Annotated in this window: 14 protein-coding genes; 12 read left to right on the forward strand and 2 right to left on the reverse strand. The window is 62.5% G+C overall.

Translation table 11 applies throughout. The annotated features are described in order from the left end of the window. Positions 1-13: 13 nt before the first annotated feature. Both lpdA and IB238_RS19595 read left to right on the forward strand, forming a co-directional pair. Entirely contained in the window at positions 14-1,420 is a 1,407-nt protein-coding gene (gene lpdA / locus IB238_RS19590; RefSeq protein ID WP_192250858.1) for a dihydrolipoyl dehydrogenase, read from the forward strand. 116 nt (positions 1,421-1,536) lie between these two features. Then, on the forward strand, positions 1,537-2,037 hold the full coding sequence (locus tag IB238_RS19595; protein ID WP_192250861.1) for a cytochrome b/b6 domain-containing protein: 501 nt from the start codon (positions 1,537-1,539) through the stop codon (positions 2,035-2,037). Positions 2,038-2,075: 38 nt separating this feature from the next. Here the strand turns inward: IB238_RS19595 and IB238_RS19600 are convergent, their stop codons facing one another. Beyond that, the gene (locus tag IB238_RS19600) at positions 2,076-3,161 is read right to left on the reverse strand and encodes a TraB/GumN family protein (protein WP_192250864.1); all 1,086 of its coding nucleotides are present in this window, start codon (positions 3,159-3,161) and stop codon (positions 2,076-2,078) included. A gap of 130 nt (positions 3,162-3,291) precedes the next feature. Then, complete coding sequence (locus IB238_RS19605) at positions 3,292-4,227, reverse strand: tyrosine recombinase XerC (RefSeq protein ID WP_192250867.1); 936 nt, start codon at positions 4,225-4,227, stop codon at positions 3,292-3,294. 129 nt (positions 4,228-4,356) lie between these two features. Here IB238_RS19605 and IB238_RS19610 point away from each other — a divergent pair, with 129 nt between their 5' ends. The 10 genes from IB238_RS19610 to IB238_RS19655 all read left to right on the forward strand — a co-directional run bounded on the left by IB238_RS19610 (position 4,357) and on the right by IB238_RS19655 (position 16,199). After that, positions 4,357-5,259: a 1-acyl-sn-glycerol-3-phosphate acyltransferase gene (locus IB238_RS19610; RefSeq protein WP_192250868.1), complete on the forward strand. Its 903-nt coding sequence runs from the start codon at positions 4,357-4,359 to the stop codon at positions 5,257-5,259. 47 nt (positions 5,260-5,306) lie between these two features. Continuing rightward, positions 5,307-6,440 carry an AAA family ATPase gene (locus tag IB238_RS19615; protein ID WP_192250871.1) on the forward strand — a complete coding sequence of 378 codons (1,134 nt, stop codon included), beginning with the start codon at positions 5,307-5,309 and terminating at the stop codon, positions 6,438-6,440. Positions 6,441-6,492: 52 nt separating this feature from the next. Continuing rightward, positions 6,493-8,697: a primosomal protein N' gene (locus IB238_RS19620; protein ID WP_192250874.1), complete on the forward strand. Its 2,205-nt coding sequence runs from the start codon at positions 6,493-6,495 to the stop codon at positions 8,695-8,697. Positions 8,698-8,887: 190 nt separating this feature from the next. Next, positions 8,888-9,271 (forward strand): DUF4345 domain-containing protein, encoded by a 384-nt coding sequence (locus IB238_RS19625; RefSeq protein ID WP_192250877.1) that lies wholly within the window; start codon positions 8,888-8,890, stop codon positions 9,269-9,271. Between the two features lie 262 nt (positions 9,272-9,533). Beyond that, positions 9,534-10,100 carry a F0F1 ATP synthase subunit delta gene (locus IB238_RS19630; protein WP_192250880.1) on the forward strand — a complete coding sequence of 189 codons (567 nt, stop codon included), beginning with the start codon at positions 9,534-9,536 and terminating at the stop codon, positions 10,098-10,100. After that, complete coding sequence (atpA, locus tag IB238_RS19635; RefSeq protein WP_192250883.1) at positions 10,100-11,629, forward strand: F0F1 ATP synthase subunit alpha; 1,530 nt, start codon at positions 10,100-10,102, stop codon at positions 11,627-11,629. Before IB238_RS19630 ends, atpA begins: the two co-directional genes overlap by 1 nt. A 28-nt stretch (positions 11,630-11,657) precedes the next feature. Beyond that, the gene (locus IB238_RS19640; RefSeq protein ID WP_192250886.1) at positions 11,658-12,530 is read left to right on the forward strand and encodes a F0F1 ATP synthase subunit gamma; all 873 of its coding nucleotides are present in this window, start codon (positions 11,658-11,660) and stop codon (positions 12,528-12,530) included. Positions 12,531-12,556: 26 nt separating this feature from the next. Then, positions 12,557-14,077, forward strand: coding sequence for a F0F1 ATP synthase subunit beta (atpD, locus tag IB238_RS19645; protein WP_192250889.1), 1,521 nt, complete (start codon positions 12,557-12,559; stop codon positions 14,075-14,077). A 73-nt stretch (positions 14,078-14,150) separates the two neighbouring features. Further along, the gene (locus IB238_RS19650; RefSeq protein ID WP_192250892.1) at positions 14,151-14,558 is read left to right on the forward strand and encodes a F0F1 ATP synthase subunit epsilon; all 408 of its coding nucleotides are present in this window, start codon (positions 14,151-14,153) and stop codon (positions 14,556-14,558) included. Between the two features lie 213 nt (positions 14,559-14,771). Then, entirely contained in the window at positions 14,772-16,199 is a 1,428-nt protein-coding gene (locus tag IB238_RS19655; protein WP_192250895.1) for a mannose-1-phosphate guanylyltransferase/mannose-6-phosphate isomerase, read from the forward strand. The last annotated feature ends 12 nt before the right edge of the window (positions 16,200-16,211 follow it).

Below are 16,211 nucleotides of genomic sequence, written 5' to 3' on the forward strand. Positions count from 1 at the left end.
GGAAGGACTTTTCATGGCATATGATCTCGTTGTTATCGGTTCCGGCCCCGGCGGCTATGTCTGCGCCATCAAGGCGGCACAGCTCGGCCTGAAGGTTGCCGTCGTCGAAAAGCGCGCGACCTACGGCGGCACCTGCCTCAACGTCGGCTGCATCCCGTCCAAGGCTCTGCTGCATGCCTCCGAGATGTACAGCCACGCTGCCCATGGCATGGATGCGCTTGGCATCGAGGGCCTGGCGCCGAAGCTGAACCTCGAGAAGATGATGGGTCACAAGGACGCGACCGTGAAGGCGAACGTCGATGGCGTCGCCTTCCTGTTCAAGAAGAACAAGATCGATGCCTTCCAGGGCACCGGCAAGGTGCTGGGCGCGGGCAGGGTTTCCGTTGCCAACGAAAAGGGCGAAGAGCAGGTTCTTGAGACGAAGGCGATTGTCATCGCGACCGGCTCCGACGTCGCCGGTATTCCCGGCGTTCCGGTCGATATCGACGAGAAGGTGATCGTCTCCTCCACCGGCGCCATCGCACTCGACAAGGTACCGCAGAACCTGGTCGTCGTCGGCGGCGGCGTGATCGGGCTTGAGCTCGGTTCGGTCTGGCAGCGCCTCGGCGCGAAGGTCACGGTCGTCGAGTATCTCGACACGATCCTCGGCGGCATGGACGGCGAAGTTTCCAAGCAGTTCCAGCGCATGCTCGCCAAGCAGGGCGTGGACATCAAGGTCGGCGCCAAGGTCACGGGCGTCGGGAAGACCGCCAACGGCGCAAACGTCACCTTCGAGCCGGTCAAGGGTGGCGAAGCGACCACGATCGAGGCCGATGTCGTGCTGATCGCCACCGGCCGCAAGCCCTACACCGACGGCCTTGGCCTTGCCGAAGCGGGTGTGGTCATGGACAAGCGCGGTTTCGTCGAGATTGACGGTCACTTCCAGACCAGCCTCACGGGCGTCTATGCCATCGGTGACGTGGTGCGCGGCCCGATGTTGGCGCACAAGGCGGAGGACGAAGGCGTCGCGGTTGCCGAGATCCTCGCCGGCCAGGCCGGCCACGTGAACTACGATGTCATCCCGGGCGTGGTCTACACCCAGCCGGAAGTCGCCTCCGTCGGCAAGACCGAGGAAGAGCTGAAGGCTGCGGGCGTTGCCTACAAGGTCGGCAAGTTCCCGTTCACGGCGAATGGCCGCGCCCGCGCCATGCTCGTCACCGACGGTTTCGTAAAGATCCTGTCGGACAAGGAAACCGACCGGGTGCTTGGCGGTCACATCGTCGGCTTCGGCGCCGGCGAGATGATCCACGAGATCGCCGTGCTGATGGAGTTCGGCGGCTCGGCCGAAGACCTCGGCCGCACCTGCCATGCGCACCCGACGATGTCGGAAGCTGTGAAGGAAGCGGCGCTCGCCGCCTTCTTCAAGCCGATCCACATGTGAAAACGCAAACGGCGCATTAAATTTTGTCCACTTTCGAAACCGCGGCTTGTCGAACAGGTCGCGGTTTGTATTTTCAGGATGTCGATTAAGCTAACATCTTGATAAAAGGCAATAAAATGCGTTCTGCAGTAGTTTTGTCCTATTCGGTGCCCTTCCGCCTGGTCCACTGGCTGATGGCCGCTCTCATCCTGTTTAATCTTCTCTTTGCCGAAGACATGGCAACGCTCTGGCGTGTGGTACGCGACGGCGGCACGCCGTCTGCGGATCAGGTCTCGGCGGCCAACATTCATGCCTATGTCGGAATCGCCGTGCTCTGTCTTGCCGTCGTCCGAATCCTGCTGCGCCTGACGCAGGGGGCGCCTGAGGCACCGGCGGAGGAACCGCCGCTCTTTAGAACGGCGGCCAAGGTCGCGCATGCGGCGTTCTATCTGCTCTTTTTCGCCCTGCCGCTCAGCGGGATGGCTGCCTACTATTTGGGGATCGGCGGGGCTGCGCTGCCGCACGGGGGGCCGCTGAAACTGGCCATGTGGGTCCTGATCGCCGTCCATGTCGGCGCGTTGTTCGTCCATCAGTTCCGCTGGAAAACCACAGTCGCTCAACGCATGACGAAGGGCTGAGGGGTTTCTTGAGGGTGCGGTGCGCCGGCAGGTGCTCGTCACCTACCGATCGCGGTCACGGTAAATCCCTGCTGCCGCAAGAGTTCGATCAACCCCTCCTTGCCCGGCAGGTGAAGGGCTCCGACGGCGACGAAGGTATTGCCGTTTTCCAGGATGGGGGCTGCGCGTTCGGCCATGCGGTGGTTGCGGTCGATGATGATACGCTGCTCGAAATCGGCATAGGCGTCCGCGTCCGCTTCCCCCTCCGGCACGGCGGCGCGCATCATCGGCATGATCATGGCGGTCTGGCCTGCCAGATAGAGCTGGCTCATCGTCTCGATCACGTCCTCGATCCCATCGCCGAGCTGGACCGTCTGGACGAGACCTGCAAGCTGCGGCTCGATCGGCAGCGCGTCGAGGGCGGAGATCTGCTCGAGCAGCGTTTCCAGTCCCTTGAGTGTCTTGCCGTTGGGGATCGCATCCTTCGCGAGCTTCTGGTCCAGAAAGGCGGCGCCGGCCTGCTTGCGTGCCATTTCGCAGGCTGGCAGCGCCACGAAACTTGCGATCATCCAGGGCTTCATCCGTGACACTGCGGCCAGCGACATGCCCCGCGCCTTCAACCCGTCTGCGAGGATCGCCGAATCCTTTTCGCCAAGCAGGCCGGTGATCGTGCGTCCGTCTGTGAACATGGTCAGGTCCGGGCGCGCGAGAAGCGCGACACTCGCCCTCTTCTCATCGGCGATCTCGTCGGACTCGACAACAACGGTTCCGGCCTCGTCATATGCCTTCCGTGCGCCTTCCGGCATCGCGAGCACGCGAGGGTCGGTGACGTGCATGGTGCCAAGCAGGAAGGAAGGCTTCGTTCCGGCTCTCTCGATCTTCCAAAAAATGCCTTCGCCGTTGGGCGTCGCCTTCGCTTCCTCGACCAGCCGAGCATAGGATGCCGGGTCACTGGCCTGCATTCGCGTGAGCAGGTTCTCGCCGCCGCAGGTGGGGTCCTCGGCCGCATGCGCGGGCGAAAGCGAAAGCAATACGAGGAGGAGCGCCGCAGCCATGACGACGTGTAGCATCGCCATCAGCCATAGGGCCGAATCCGCCAAGCGATCCGCAACGTTGTTTCGGACTTCGAAGGGGAATTTGGTCATGGCGATCGCTTTTCCTTGTGATGGTGGCGTGACCGTACCCGCCGCGCCCTCACATTCCCTTAACGCCCCAATTGGCACCGCGCCGTCCGCCTGTTTTCATGGCATGGCTGCCGGGCAATTGCGTGGCGGTTCAGGCGCGTGGATGCGCCCGGTCATAGATCTCCAGCAGCCTTGCGGAATCGACCCCCGTGTAGACCTGGGTAGTCGAAAGGCTTGCGTGCCCGAGAAGCTCCTGGATCGTGCGCAGGTCTCCGCCGCCGGCGAGCAGATGCGTGGCAAAGGAATGGCGCAACGCATGCGGGGTCGCACTGTCCGGCAGGCCGAAGGCGCCGCGCAGTTTCTGCATCTCGCGTTGGATGATTGCCGCCTGCAGCGGGCCGCCGCGGGCGCCGCGAAAGAGCGGCTTGTCTTTTGCCAGCGGGTAGGGGCAAAGACGGAGGTAGTCCTCGATGCCCTGCCGGGCGATCTCGAGGAGCGGGACGATGCGGGTCTTGCCGCCCTTGCCGGTGATACGCAACGCGCTGGTGCCGCCGGCGAAATCGTCTGGCGTCAGCGACAGGGCTTCGGAGATGCGCAGGCCGCAACCGTAAAGCAACGTCAGGACCGCGGCATTGCGAACGCTGATCCAGGGCTCTTCGGCCAGTTGCGCGCCGGGTTCGACGATTGCAAGCGCCTGCTGGTCGGTGAGCGGTTTAGGGAGGGATTTCGGCTGCTTCGGCGAACGGATCGCGGCAGCGCCGGCGGCATTGGCGAGGCCCTTGCGTTCGAGATGGCGCAGGAAGGAGCGCAGGCCGGCAAGACCGCGCCCCAGCGTTCGGGCACCGACGCCGTCTCGCCGGCGGGCTGCCAGAAATCCGCGCAGATCGGCGGGGCGCATGTTGTCGATGTCCTTCAGCCGCGCGGGAGCGGCGAGGTGGCCGGTCATGAAGGCGAGGAACTGCCGCGTGTCGCGCTCGTAGGCATCCAGCGTATTGTCCGAAAGGCGCCGTTCGTCCGCCAGAGCGGCAAGCCAGGCGGCGCGTTCATCCAAAAGCGCCTGGTCGGCGATGATGAGCAGTTGATCCATCGAAATCCCGTTCGTCTTGGCCGCATCCTGCCGCCACACGGTTAGGGATTTGCTAACATTGACTTCGCAACTGTCACGCTTAGATCATATGGAATTGCGATACCGGGCCGAACTGGGACGGGGGACCTCATGGCAAGGCGCGATTCAGCAACGGTCTTCGCCCAGTTCGCACAGACACTGGCGCTCGTATCGCACGGACAGCCCGGACACATCGTCGATACACTGATTGCCGAGCGCGGCACGCACATCGTCCGCCATCCGCTCTGGCCGCTTCTGCGGCCGTTTTTCTACTCAGTCCTGAACTATCGCCGCGCGATCGAGTTCGCGGACGCCGTGGCCAACTTGCCGGGCTACCAGGCCTTCGAGCTCCTCAGCAACACACTGAAGTTGGACGTGGCCGTACGCAACGAAGAACGGATCCCGGCTGTTGGAGGGTTCCTTCTGGTCAGCAACCATCCCACTGGGATCGCTGACGGTATTGCCATATTCGACCTGATGAAGAACCGCAGGCCGGACATGATGTTCTTCGCCAACCGCGATGCCATCCGCGTCAATCCGCGCTTTGCCGAGATGATCATTCCGGTTGAATGGCGCGAGGAGCACAAGAGCAAGATCAAGACGCGCGAGACGCTGGTCATCACGAGCCAGGCGATTGCCGAGGGAAAAGCCGCAATCCTCTTCCCTTCCGGCCGAATCGCCTATTGGAACGAAGGTCAGCTGACCGAGCGACCATGGAAGCTGTCGGCCGTGTCGCTTGCGCGCAAGTATGAGCTGCCGATCCTGCCGGTCCATATGTCGGCACGCAATTCCGGCCTGTTTTACTGGCTGGCCAAATGGTCGACCGAACTACGCGACATGACCGTCTTTCACGAGCTTCTGAACAAGAAGGGCAACCGGTTCGAATTCACGATCGGCAACGTGATCCAACCTGACGAACTGGCGGGTGACCCAGTGGACGTCACCAAAGCCTTGGAGCGCCATAGCGTCTTCTCGCTGGCGAACGATCCGAACGCGCCGTTCTGCCTTGGTTGAACGCATTTCTCCTTTTCTCCGGCGCGCGGAATCGCTTAGGTAGGGCCATGTTGCTGCGCTCCATGCTCGCTGAAAACTATCGTTCGCTCCGGTCGATCCGCATGGATCTCGGCCAGGTCAATCTGTTCGTCGGTGCGAACGGGACCGGGAAATCGAACCTCTATCGCTCGTTGCAGCTTGTTCAGGCGGCGGTGCGCGGCACCTTCGCGCAGGAGGTCGCGGCCGAAGGCGGGATGGCCTCGGTGCTGTGGACCGGCCGAAGGCGCCCGAACGAACCGATCCGCATCCGGCTTGAGGCGGAACTGCTCGACGAGGAACGGGCGATCACCTTTCGCTACCGGATCGAGGCCGGATTGCGGCCACCGGCGGCGGCGGGCTTCGCCTTCGAGCCGCAGATCAATACGGAGGAACTGGCGATCCAAACCGGGAGCCGGCCGGTGACGATGCTGAAGCGCGCCGGACCCGGGATCATGGTGCGCAACGAAGCGGGGCGGATGGAGGAGCATCCGGAGCAGGCGTTGACTTCCGAGACTGCACTGGCCCTGCTCGGCGATGCCGGGCACTATCCGGAAATAGGAACCTTTCGCCGTGCAGTTTCGCAATGGCGCTTCTTCCATGGTTTTCGGACGGACCGAGAATCGCCGCTGCGGCAACCCTGTCTGGCGGTGACCGCGCCAATGCTGGACGAGGACGGCCGAAATCTGGCGGCGGTGTTTGCAACCCTGACGCACATCCGGCAGGATACGGTCGATCTCGACCGCGCTGTTGCGGATGCTTTCGAAGGCGCCACCCTGTCGGTGTCCGAACCGGGCGAGTTCGCTTCCTTCGGGCTGGTCTTCCCGCAGTTCCCGCAGCGTGTTTTTCATCCGCGCGAACTGTCCGATGGCCAGATCCGTTTTCTGGCGTTGGCAGCGGCGTTGCTGTCCTACCGCAGTCCGCCGCTGGTCGCGCTGAACGAGCCGGAGGCAAGCCTGCATCCGTCGATGCTTCCGGCGCTGGCAGAAATGATCGCGCAAGCCGCTCGCTCCAGCCAGGTCTGGCTCGTCACGCATTCTGAGCTTTTGGCGCGCGAGGTAGAGCAGCGCTGCGGGACGCGCGCAAAGCGCGTGATCCGCAATGAGGGCGCCACCTGTATTGAGGGCATGCGCCTGACCGGCGAGATCGCCGAGGAGGACGCTTGAGCTCCGTCGTCTGCGCCGCTCCGGTTTTCCCATCACACGGGGAAAGCGTGCGATGAACCGTATGTCCGACGACCTGTTCGGCGGGCCGCCCGCGCCGCGCACCGTCCCCGTTCTGGTGCCGATGCCGGCTCCGCGCCCCTATTCCTATGCCGTGCCGGATGGCATGGCCGTGGAGCCGGGCTCGATCGTTCAGGTTCCGCTCGGCTCGCGTCTCGTTTCCGGTGTCGTCTGGGACCGGGATAGCGATGACACGGTCGATCCGAAGAAGCTGCGGCCGATCGAAAAGGCGTTTGATTGCCCGCCGCTGACGAAGGAAATGCGAACATTTATCGGCTGGGTTTCCGCCTATACGCTCACGCCGCCGGGGCTGGTGGCGCGCATGGCGCTCCGTGCGCCCGCCGCCTTCGACCCCGAGCCGATGGTCGAAGGCTTGCGCTTTACCGGGCTTCGGCCGGAGCGCCTAACGCCGGCGCGCGAACGGGTGCTGGCGCTGGCCGAAGAAGGCGTTCCGTGGACCCGTTCCGGCCTTGCACACGCAGCCGGCGCCTCCTCAAGTGTCATCGACGGGCTCACAGCGCAGGGCAGTTTCGAAACGGTCTTCCTGCCGCCACCGCCGGTCGTTGCCAGACCCGATCCCGATTATGTCGCGCCACGGCTGGAAGGGCCGCAGACAGATGCGGCGGCCGACCTCGTAGAGCAGGTGCGCGCCGGCCGTTTCAGTGTCGCGCTGATCGACGGCATCACCGGCTCGGGCAAGACGGAGGTCTATTTCGAGGCGATCGCCGAAACGCTACGCCAGGGCCGGCAGGTGCTGATCCTGTTGCCGGAAATTGCGCTGACGGCCAGTTTCCTCGAACGCTTCCAGGACCGATTCGGCTCCAAGCCGGCAGAGTGGCATTCCGACCTGGCGCCGCGGACCCGCGAAAAGGTGTGGCGGCAGGTGACGACGGGCGAGGTACGCGTTGTTGCAGGCGCGCGCTCGGCGCTGTTTCTGCCGTTCGAGGATCTTGGCCTTGTCATCGTCGACGAGGAGCATGACCCCGCCTACAAGCAGGAGGACCGCGTCTTCTACAATGCTCGCGACATGGCGGTGGTGCGCGCGCGGATCGGCGATTTTCCAGCCGTGCTTGTCTCGGCGACACCTTCCGTCGAGAGTCGCGTCAACGCCGATAGCGGTCGCTACCAGGCTCTGCACCTGCCGACGCGTTTCGGCGAGGCGGCGTTGCCGGACCTGCATCTTATCGACCTGCGCCGCCATCCGCCGCAACGTGGCGGGTTTCTCTCGCCGGTCTTGCTGCGCGCGATCGGCAAGACGGTGGAACGCGGCGAACAGGCGCTGCTTTTCCTCAACCGCCGCGGATACGCGCCCCTGACGCTCTGCCGCGTCTGCGGCCATAGATTCCAGTGCCCGCAATGCTCCAGCTGGCTGGTCGAGCACCGGTTTCGCGGCCAGATCCAGTGCCACCATTGCGGCTATGCCGAGCGAACCCCGGAAGCCTGCCCGGAATGTGGAACCTTCGATCATCTGGCCGCCTGCGGCCCGGGCGTGGAGCGTATTGCCGAGGAGGTCGAGAAACACTTTCCCGATGCGCGCACGATCGTGCTTTCCTCCGACCTGATGGGGGTCAAGCGGCTTCGCCTCGAACTTGAAGCGATCGCCAAGGGGGAGGCGGACATCGTCATCGGCACCCAGTTGGTGGCGAAGGGCCACAATTTCCCGCTGATGACGCTGGTCGGCATCGTCGATGCGGATCTTGGCCTGTCGAACGGCGATCCGCGCGCGGCCGAGCGCACCTTCCAGCTTCTGTCGCAGGTGACGGGCCGCGCCGGCCGAACCGGCCTGAAGAGCCACGGCCTGATCCAGACCTATCAGCCGCTGCATCCTGTCATGCAGGCAATCGTGTCGGGTGATGCGCGAGATTTTTACGAGCGCGAGATCGGCGAGCGCGAGAAGGCAATGCTGCCGCCGTACGGCCGCCTGGCCTCTGTGATCGTCTCCGCCGACAGCCGCGCTGAAGCAGAAGGACACGCCCGGGCGCTACGGCAATCGGCGCCGGGCGTTTCCGGCATTGCCATCCTCGGTCCTGCCGAGGCGCCGCTGGCGCTGGTCCGCGGGCGCCACCGGTTTCGACTGCTCGTGCACGGGCAACGTTCCAGCGACATGCAGGCCTATCTGCAGTCAATGCTTGCGAAAGGACCAAAGGAACGCGGCTCCATCCTCGTGCAGGTCGACATCGACCCGCAGAGCTTCCTCTGATCGCAATGGGCAACGGTGTCAGATTGCCGCGCCAGCAGGCGGCGTCCGCAACCGAACGGTGACGCGGTCTTAGAAGTCAATTATCCCGCCGCGTCCAATCTTCGTGCATAACCAAGAGGAGCGGATTCCCTTGCTGCGTGTGATCGTGCGATAACGGGAACGGATTAGGGGCAAGCGCCGGAGAGCGTACATGGAATTCTACATTCCGACCGAGACAGGAGAGTTCCTCGCATTTTGCGGAGCGCTTGCTGCGCTGCTGCTCGGTCTCGTCGGTCTGTTTGCCCCGCGCCTGTCTCTGAGGGTCAGCGACCTTCAATTGCGCGAGGGCAGCACGGAGGGGTATTCTGCCGCCCGCTCGGTCGGCGGCTTCCATGCGGGGCTGGCGCTGTCCGCTTTGATGGTGGCGCAGGACTGGGCCTATCTCGCGGTCGGCTCAGCCTTCGCGCTGGCCGCCTTCGGTCGCATCCTCTCGATGATGTCGGACGCCTCCTTCGGCCTCAAGAATCTTGCTTTGCTCGCCGTGCAGCTGCTGCTCTGCGCGCTGCCGCTCGCCTATGTTTTCGGTTTCGTTTGAGTAGGATTTTCTTTCTCAAGCGGGAAATTCGCGAGGGCGGATTCATTTTTGCCAAAATTCGGGACAAGTCTTCCCGACTTATCACGGATTCCTGTGCCTCGGCGTGTTGCGAGTCTGAAGTTCCTATGCTAGACGAACCGCGAATTTCAGAAAACGCGGGCGTCCAGCCTTGCGAGAACTGAAAATAATCGCAACGAATTCAGGGTCTTGGGTTTACGGCCAGTCCGCAAGCTGCCGCTCTGGATGAAAATAAGAGAAGCTTGTGCCCGTGGCAGACACATCCCAGCTTATTTCCGGTGTTGCAGAAAGGTACGCGTCTTCGCTTTTCGAGCTTGCGCTCGAAGCCGGCAGCGTGGAGGCGGTCGGTTCCGACCTCAATCGTTTCCAGGCGATGGTCGATGCGAGCGACGACCTGAAGCGCCTTATTCTCAGCCCGGTATTTTCCGCCGAAGATCAGACGAAGGCCATCGCGGCTATTGTCGAAAAGGCTGGCATCAAGGGTCTCGTCGCAAACTTTCTCAAGGTCGTGGCATCGAACCGCCGGCTCTTCGCCGTGCCGGGCATGATCAGGGCCTATCACGTGATTGCTGCGCGCCAGCGTGGCGAAGTCACCGCTGAAGTTACCTCCGCGCACGCACTTTCCGCTGCGCAGGAGACCGAATTGAAGGCGGCGCTCAAGGGCGTCACCGGCAAAGACGTGGCGATCGCCGTCACTGTCGACCCGTCTATTCTAGGTGGTCTGATCGTCAAGGTCGGGTCCCGCCAGATCGACACTTCCCTTCGCACCAAACTCTCTACCCTTAAGCTTGCACTGAAAGAGGTCGGCTGATGGATATCCGCGCCGCGGAAATCTCCGCAATTCTCAAAGATCAGATCAAAAACTTCGGCAAAGAGGCGGAAGTCTCGGAAGTCGGCCAGGTGCTTTCCGTCGGTGACGGTATTGCCCGCGTCTACGGCCTCGACAACGTTCAGGCCGGCGAAATGGTCGAATTCCCGGGCGGAATTCGCGGCATGGCGCTGAACCTGGAAAGCGACAACGTTGGTGTTGTTATCTTCGGTTCGGACCGTGACATCAAGGAAGGCGACACCGTCAAGCGGACCGGCGCCATCGTGGACGTCCCGGTTGGTCCGGAGCTGCTCGGCCGCGTCGTCGACGCGCTCGGCAATCCGATCGACGGCAAGGGCCCGATCAATGCCAAGAAGCGCGCCCGCGTTGACGTCAAGGCTCCGGGCATCATTCCGCGCAAGTCGGTGCATGAGCCGATGTCGACCGGCCTGAAGGCCATCGATGCTCTCATCCCGGTCGGCCGTGGCCAGCGCGAGCTCGTCATCGGTGACCGCCAGACCGGCAAGACCGCGATCATCCTGGATACCTTCCTGAACCAGAAGCCGATCCACGACAACGGCCCTGACCAGGACAAGCTGTACTGCGTCTATGTCGCTATCGGCCAGAAGCGTTCGACCGTTGCCCAGTTCGTCAAGGTGCTCGAAGAGCGCGGCGCGCTGCAGTACTCGATTATCGTTGCCGCAACGGCCTCCGACCCGGCTCCGATGCAGTACCTTGCACCGTTCGCCGGTTGCGCCATGGGCGAATACTTCCGTGACAACGGCAAGCATGCCCTCATCGGCTACGACGACCTTTCCAAGCAGGCTGTTGCCTACCGTCAGATGTCGCTGCTGCTGCGTCGTCCGCCGGGCCGCGAAGCCTATCCGGGCGACGTTTTCTACCTGCACTCCCGTCTGCTCGAGCGCGCTGCAAAGCTGAACGACGACATGGGCGCTGGCTCGCTGACGGCTCTGCCGGTCATCGAAACGCAGGGTAACGACGTTTCGGCGTTTATCCCGACCAACGTGATTTCGATCACCGACGGCCAGATCTTCCTTGAAACGGACCTGTTCTACCAGGGTATCCGCCCGGCCGTTAACGTCGGTCTGTCGGTTTCCCGCGTGGGCTCGTCCGCGCAGATCAAGGCGATGAAGCAGGTTGCAGGCTCGATCAAGGGTGAGCTCGCCCAGTATCGCGAAATGGCGGCCTTCGCCCAGTTCGGTTCGGACCTGGATGCTGCTACGCAGCGCCTGCTGAACCGCGGCGCACGCCTGACCGAGCTCCTGAAGCAGCCGCAGTTCTCGCCGCTGAAGACGGAAGAGCAGGTTGCTGTGATCTTCGCAGGTGTCAATGGCTACCTCGACAAGCTGCCGGTCAACCAGGTTGGCAAGTTTGAGCAGGGCCTGCTTTCGTACATGCGTACGGAAGGCAAGGGCGTCCTCGAAACGATCCGCACGGAGAAGGCCATCAGCGACGACACCAAGGGCAAGCTCAAGGCTGCTCTTGACGCCTTCGCCAAGACTTTCGCCTGATCGGGCTTTATTCTAGGACGGACAACGGATGCCTTCACTTAAGGATCTGAAAAACCGGATCGCCTCCGTCAAGGCGACGCAGAAGATCACCAAGGCGATGAAAATGGTCGCCGCGGCGAAGCTTCGGCGTGCGCAGGAGGCGGCCGAGGCCGCTCGGCCCTATTCGCAGCGCATGAGTGCTGTTCTGGCCAACATCGCGCAAGCGGTCGGTCAGGACGACGCGGCACCACGCCTGATGACGGGCACCGGTAAGGACGACGTGCACCTGCTCGTCGTCTGCACCGCCGAGCGTGGCCTCTGCGGCGGTTTCAACTCGCAGATCGCTCGCCTCGCTCGCGACCACACGCGCAAGCTCTTGGCCAACGGCAAGACGGTCAAGATCATCTGCGTCGGCAAGAAGGGCTTCGATATCCTTCGCCGCGAGTACGCGTCGCTGATCATCGACCGTGTCGATCTTCGTGAAGTCAAGAAGATCGGCTTTGCCAATGCCGACGAGATCGGCCGCAAGGTGATCGGGCTGTTCGAAAAGGGCGAGTTTGACGTCTGCACGCTGTTCTACTCGGAGTTCAAGTCGGTCATCGCGCAGATCCCGACCGCTCAGCAGCTCATCCCGGCTTCGGCTGGCGAGGCGACGGAACAGTCCGACGCGATTTATGACTACGAACCCGATGCGGCCGCGATCCTCGGTGATCTCATTCCGCGCAACATCTCCGTCCAGATCTTCCGAGCCTTGCTCGAGAACGTCGCCGGCGAGATGGGTGCGAAGATGAGCGCCATGGACAACGCGACACGCAATGCCGGTGAGATGATCAACAAGCTGACGCTCAGCTACAACCGCCAGCGTCAGGCTCAGATCACCAAGGAACTCATCGAAATCATCTCGGGCGCTGAAGCGCTCTAAGGACCAGGACAAAGAGGGTAAGGATCATGGCTAAGGCAGCTACCCCGAAAGAAACCGCAGCGGAGAAGAAGCCCGCTGCTCCGCGCAAGACGGCAGCCGCCAAGGCCGCATCGACCTCCGTTTCCGCCGCTGGCGCATCCGGTCGCGTGACCCAGGTCATCGGCGCCGTTGTCGACGTCGCCTTCGACGGTCACCTGCCGCTCATCCTGAACGCGCTGGAAACCGACAACAACGGCAACCGCCTCGTTCTCGAAGTCGCTCAGCACCTCGGCGAAAACACCGTTCGCACGATCGCCATGGACTCGACCGAAGGTCTCGTCCGCGGCCAGCCGGTTGTCGACACGGGCGCCCCGATTTCCGTTCCGGTCGGCGACGAGACGCTCGGCCGCATCATGAACGTCATCGGCGAGCCGGTTGACGAAGCCGGTCCGCTGGTCACGAAGTCCAAGCGCGGCATTCACCAGGACGCTCCGGCTTATGTCGAGCAGTCGACTGAAGCGCAGATCCTCGTCACCGGCATCAAGGTCGTCGACCTTCTCGCGCCTTACGCAAAGGGCGGGAAGATCGGCCTGTTCGGCGGCGCCGGCGTTGGCAAGACGGTTCTGATCATGGAACTGATCAACAACGTGGCGAAGGCGCACGGTGGTTACTCGGTGTTCGCCGGCGTGGGTGAGCGTACCCGCGAAGGCAACGACCTTTACCACGAAATGATCGAGTCGGGCGTTAACAAGCTCGGCGGCGGCGAAGGCTCCAAGGCAGCCCTCGTATACGGCCAGATGAACGAGCCGCCGGGCGCACGCGCGCGCGTTGCTCTCACCGGTCTGACGATCGCTGAAGATTTCCGCGACAAGGGCCAGGACGTTCTGTTCTTCGTCGACAACATCTTCCGCTTCACCCAGGCAGGTTCGGAAGTGTCCGCTCTGCTCGGCCGTATTCCTTCGGCCGTGGGTTACCAGCCGACGCTTGCAACTGACATGGGTCAGATGCAGGAGCGCATTACCACGACGACCAAGGGTTCGATCACCTCGGTTCAGGCCATCTACGTTCCGGCCGACGACTTGACCGACCCGGCACCGGCAACCTCGTTCGCCCACTTGGACGCAACGACTGTTCTGTCGCGCTCGATCGCCGAAAAGGGTATCTACCCGGCCGTGGACCCGCTCGACTCCACCTCGCGTATGCTTGACCCGATGATCGTCGGCGAAGAGCACTATGAAGTGTCGCGCAAGGTGCAGACGACCCTGCAGCGCTACAAGTCGCTGCAGGACATCATCGCCATCCTCGGCATGGACGAACTGTCCGAAGAGGACAAGCTGACGGTGGCCCGCGCACGCAAGATCGAGCGCTTCCTGTCGCAGCCGTTCTTCGTTGCTGAAGTCTTCACCGGTTCGCCGGGCAAGCTGGTTGCTCTCGAAGACACGATCAAGGGCTTCAAGGGCCTGGTCGCCGGCGAGTACGACCACCTGCCGGAAGCGGCATTCTACATGGTCGGCTCCATCGAGGAAGCCGTCGAGAAGGCGAAGAAGCTGGCTGCCGAAGCCGCTTGATAGCTCCTACGTCAGACGCCCGCAGAGCGGGCGTCTGCTCCTGACCTGATGAAATTAGAAGAAGTGAATGGTCATGGCCGACAGTTTCAAGTTTGAACTCGTTTCTCCCGAGCGACTGCTGCTTTCCGAAAGCATCACCGCTGTCGTCATTCCGGCGACGGAAGGTGAGATGACCGTGATGGCCAACCATGCGCCAACCATGACGACCGTCCAGCCGGGCGTCGTCACGGTGAAGTTTGCCGATGGCAAGACCGACCGCTACGTCGTCTTTGGCGGCTTCGCCGACATCCTGCCGTCGGGCTGCACGCTCTTGGCAGAATCCGCTGTCCACGTCGATGAGATCAGCCGCGACGACATCATCAAGCGGGTCGATGTGGCTCGTGCCGAACTGGAAGCGGCGCTGAACGACGAACATCGCGCGAGCATCGAGCGCTATATTGCCCAACTGGGCACGGTACAGGGGACAATCCTGCCGGCCTGAAAGGTATAGCAGTTCGAAGTCGAAACCCCGCCATGGCGGGGTTTTTTGTTGTCCAGGCCTGCCGTATGGCTGAGAACCGCTTAACTACAACAGCAGTTTGGCGGTGCCGGGGGGAGTATTTGCTTTGAAACGGGGCAGTTTGCTGCTTCTATGCGCCGATCATGCTGGCCGGCACAGGCCCGCCCCACTTTGCTTTGCTGGATCTGAAAATTGATGTCCGACAAAATTATCCCGATCATCATGGCGGGCGGCAAGGGAACGCGTCTCTGGCCATTGTCGCGTGCCACCGCGCCAAAGCAGTTTCTCGAACTTTTGGGCGGGAAGACGCTGTTTCAGCGCACCTTGGAACGGGTCTCGGACAATACGCTCTACGAAGCGCCGATCATCCTGACCAATGCCGAGTTTCGGTTCCTGGTGGCGGAGCAGGCCCGGCTGATCGACCGAACGCTTGCAAAGATCCTGCTGGAGCCCGTGGCGCGGAATACCGCACCGGCCCTGGCGGTAGCAGCCTTGGTCGTCGCCCGGGAGCACGGCGAAAACGCCATCATGCAGGTGCTGGCGTCTGACCATGAGATCACCGCCAACGAGACCTACTTCGATTGCGTCGCCAAAGCGAAACAGGCGGCCAAGGCGGGTCGGCTTGTCACGTTCGGAATAACGCCGACCGAACCGGCGACAGGCTATGGCTACATCGAAACTGGCGACGCATTGGGCGGCGGGGCATTCGCGGTTCAGCGCTTTATTGAAAAGCCGAACCTGGAGAAGGCCGAAGGACTCTTGGCGGCCGGCGGCTATCTCTGGAATTCCGGGATGTTCATGTTGCCGGTGGGGCCGTTCCTGCAGGAGTTGCGCCGGCTTGCTCCGGAAGTCCTCGATGCCGCTTCCCGGTCGGTTGAGACGGCCAAGCATGACCTTGATTTCGAAAGGCTGGATCCGGAGGCCTTCGCCAAGGCACCCGATATTTCGATCGACTATGCCATTTTCGAGAGGACACCGATTGCCGCCGTTGTGCCTTCACCGATCGAGTGGTCCGACCTCGGCAGTTGGGACTCGGTGTGGAAGCTTGGTGCGCGCGACGAACAAGGCAATGTGTCGGAGGGGCGCACGACGCTGCTCGACACCCGCAATTCGCTCGTGCTTTCGAAGGAGATCCACGTCGCCGTTCAGGGCCTCTCGGATGTCGCGGTGATCGCGAGCGAGGATGCCATCTATGTCGGGCGCATGGAGGACAGCCAGAACGTCGGCAAGCTGGTCAAGTATCTCGCCTCCATGGAAAAGACCGCGCCACTGACGGAATCACACCGTACGTCATACCGGCCCTGGGGCGGCTACACGTCCGTCCTGAATGGCGATCGATTCCAGGTGAAGCGCCTGTTCGTGACGCCGGGAAAGCGCCTCTCGTTGCAGAAGCATCACCATCGTTCAGAGCACTGGATCGTGGTGCGCGGCACGGCCGAGGTGACGATCGGTGAGCGGACCATTCCGCTTCGCGAAAACGAATCCGTCTATATCCCTCAAGGGGAGGTTCATCGTCTGGCGAACCCCGGTAAAATCCTGCTCGAGCTGATCGAAGTGCAGACGGGTTCCTACCTTGGCGAGGACGATATTATTCGCATCGAGGATGAGTTCGGGCGGCAGTAGTACGCAGCGCGC

Origin of the sequence: Rhizobium sp. ARZ01, assembly GCF_014851675.1 — a bacterium.
In the GTDB taxonomy this organism is placed as follows: Bacteria; Pseudomonadota; Alphaproteobacteria; order Rhizobiales; family Rhizobiaceae; genus Mycoplana.

Coding starts and splice junctions, on each gene's coding strand:
- lpdA (WP_192250858.1), top strand. CDS start 14: ATGGCATATGATCTCGTTGTTATCGGTTCCGGCCCCGGCGGCTATGTC.
- IB238_RS19595 (WP_192250861.1), top strand. CDS start 1,537: ATGCGTTCTGCAGTAGTTTTGTCCTATTCGGTGCCCTTCCGCCTGGTC.
- IB238_RS19600 (WP_192250864.1), bottom strand. CDS start 3,161: ATGACCAAATTCCCCTTCGAAGTCCGAAACAACGTTGCGGATCGCTTG.
- IB238_RS19605 (WP_192250867.1), bottom strand. CDS start 4,227: ATGGATCAACTGCTCATCATCGCCGACCAGGCGCTTTTGGATGAACGC.
- IB238_RS19610 (WP_192250868.1), top strand. CDS start 4,357: ATGGCAAGGCGCGATTCAGCAACGGTCTTCGCCCAGTTCGCACAGACA.
- IB238_RS19615 (WP_192250871.1), top strand. CDS start 5,307: ATGTTGCTGCGCTCCATGCTCGCTGAAAACTATCGTTCGCTCCGGTCG.
- IB238_RS19620 (WP_192250874.1), top strand. CDS start 6,493: ATGAACCGTATGTCCGACGACCTGTTCGGCGGGCCGCCCGCGCCGCGC.
- IB238_RS19625 (WP_192250877.1), top strand. CDS start 8,888: ATGGAATTCTACATTCCGACCGAGACAGGAGAGTTCCTCGCATTTTGC.
- atpA (WP_192250883.1), top strand. CDS start 10,100: ATGGATATCCGCGCCGCGGAAATCTCCGCAATTCTCAAAGATCAGATC.
- IB238_RS19640 (WP_192250886.1), top strand. CDS start 11,658: ATGCCTTCACTTAAGGATCTGAAAAACCGGATCGCCTCCGTCAAGGCG.
- atpD (WP_192250889.1), top strand. CDS start 12,557: ATGGCTAAGGCAGCTACCCCGAAAGAAACCGCAGCGGAGAAGAAGCCC.
- IB238_RS19650 (WP_192250892.1), top strand. CDS start 14,151: ATGGCCGACAGTTTCAAGTTTGAACTCGTTTCTCCCGAGCGACTGCTG.
- IB238_RS19655 (WP_192250895.1), top strand. CDS start 14,772: ATGTCCGACAAAATTATCCCGATCATCATGGCGGGCGGCAAGGGAACG.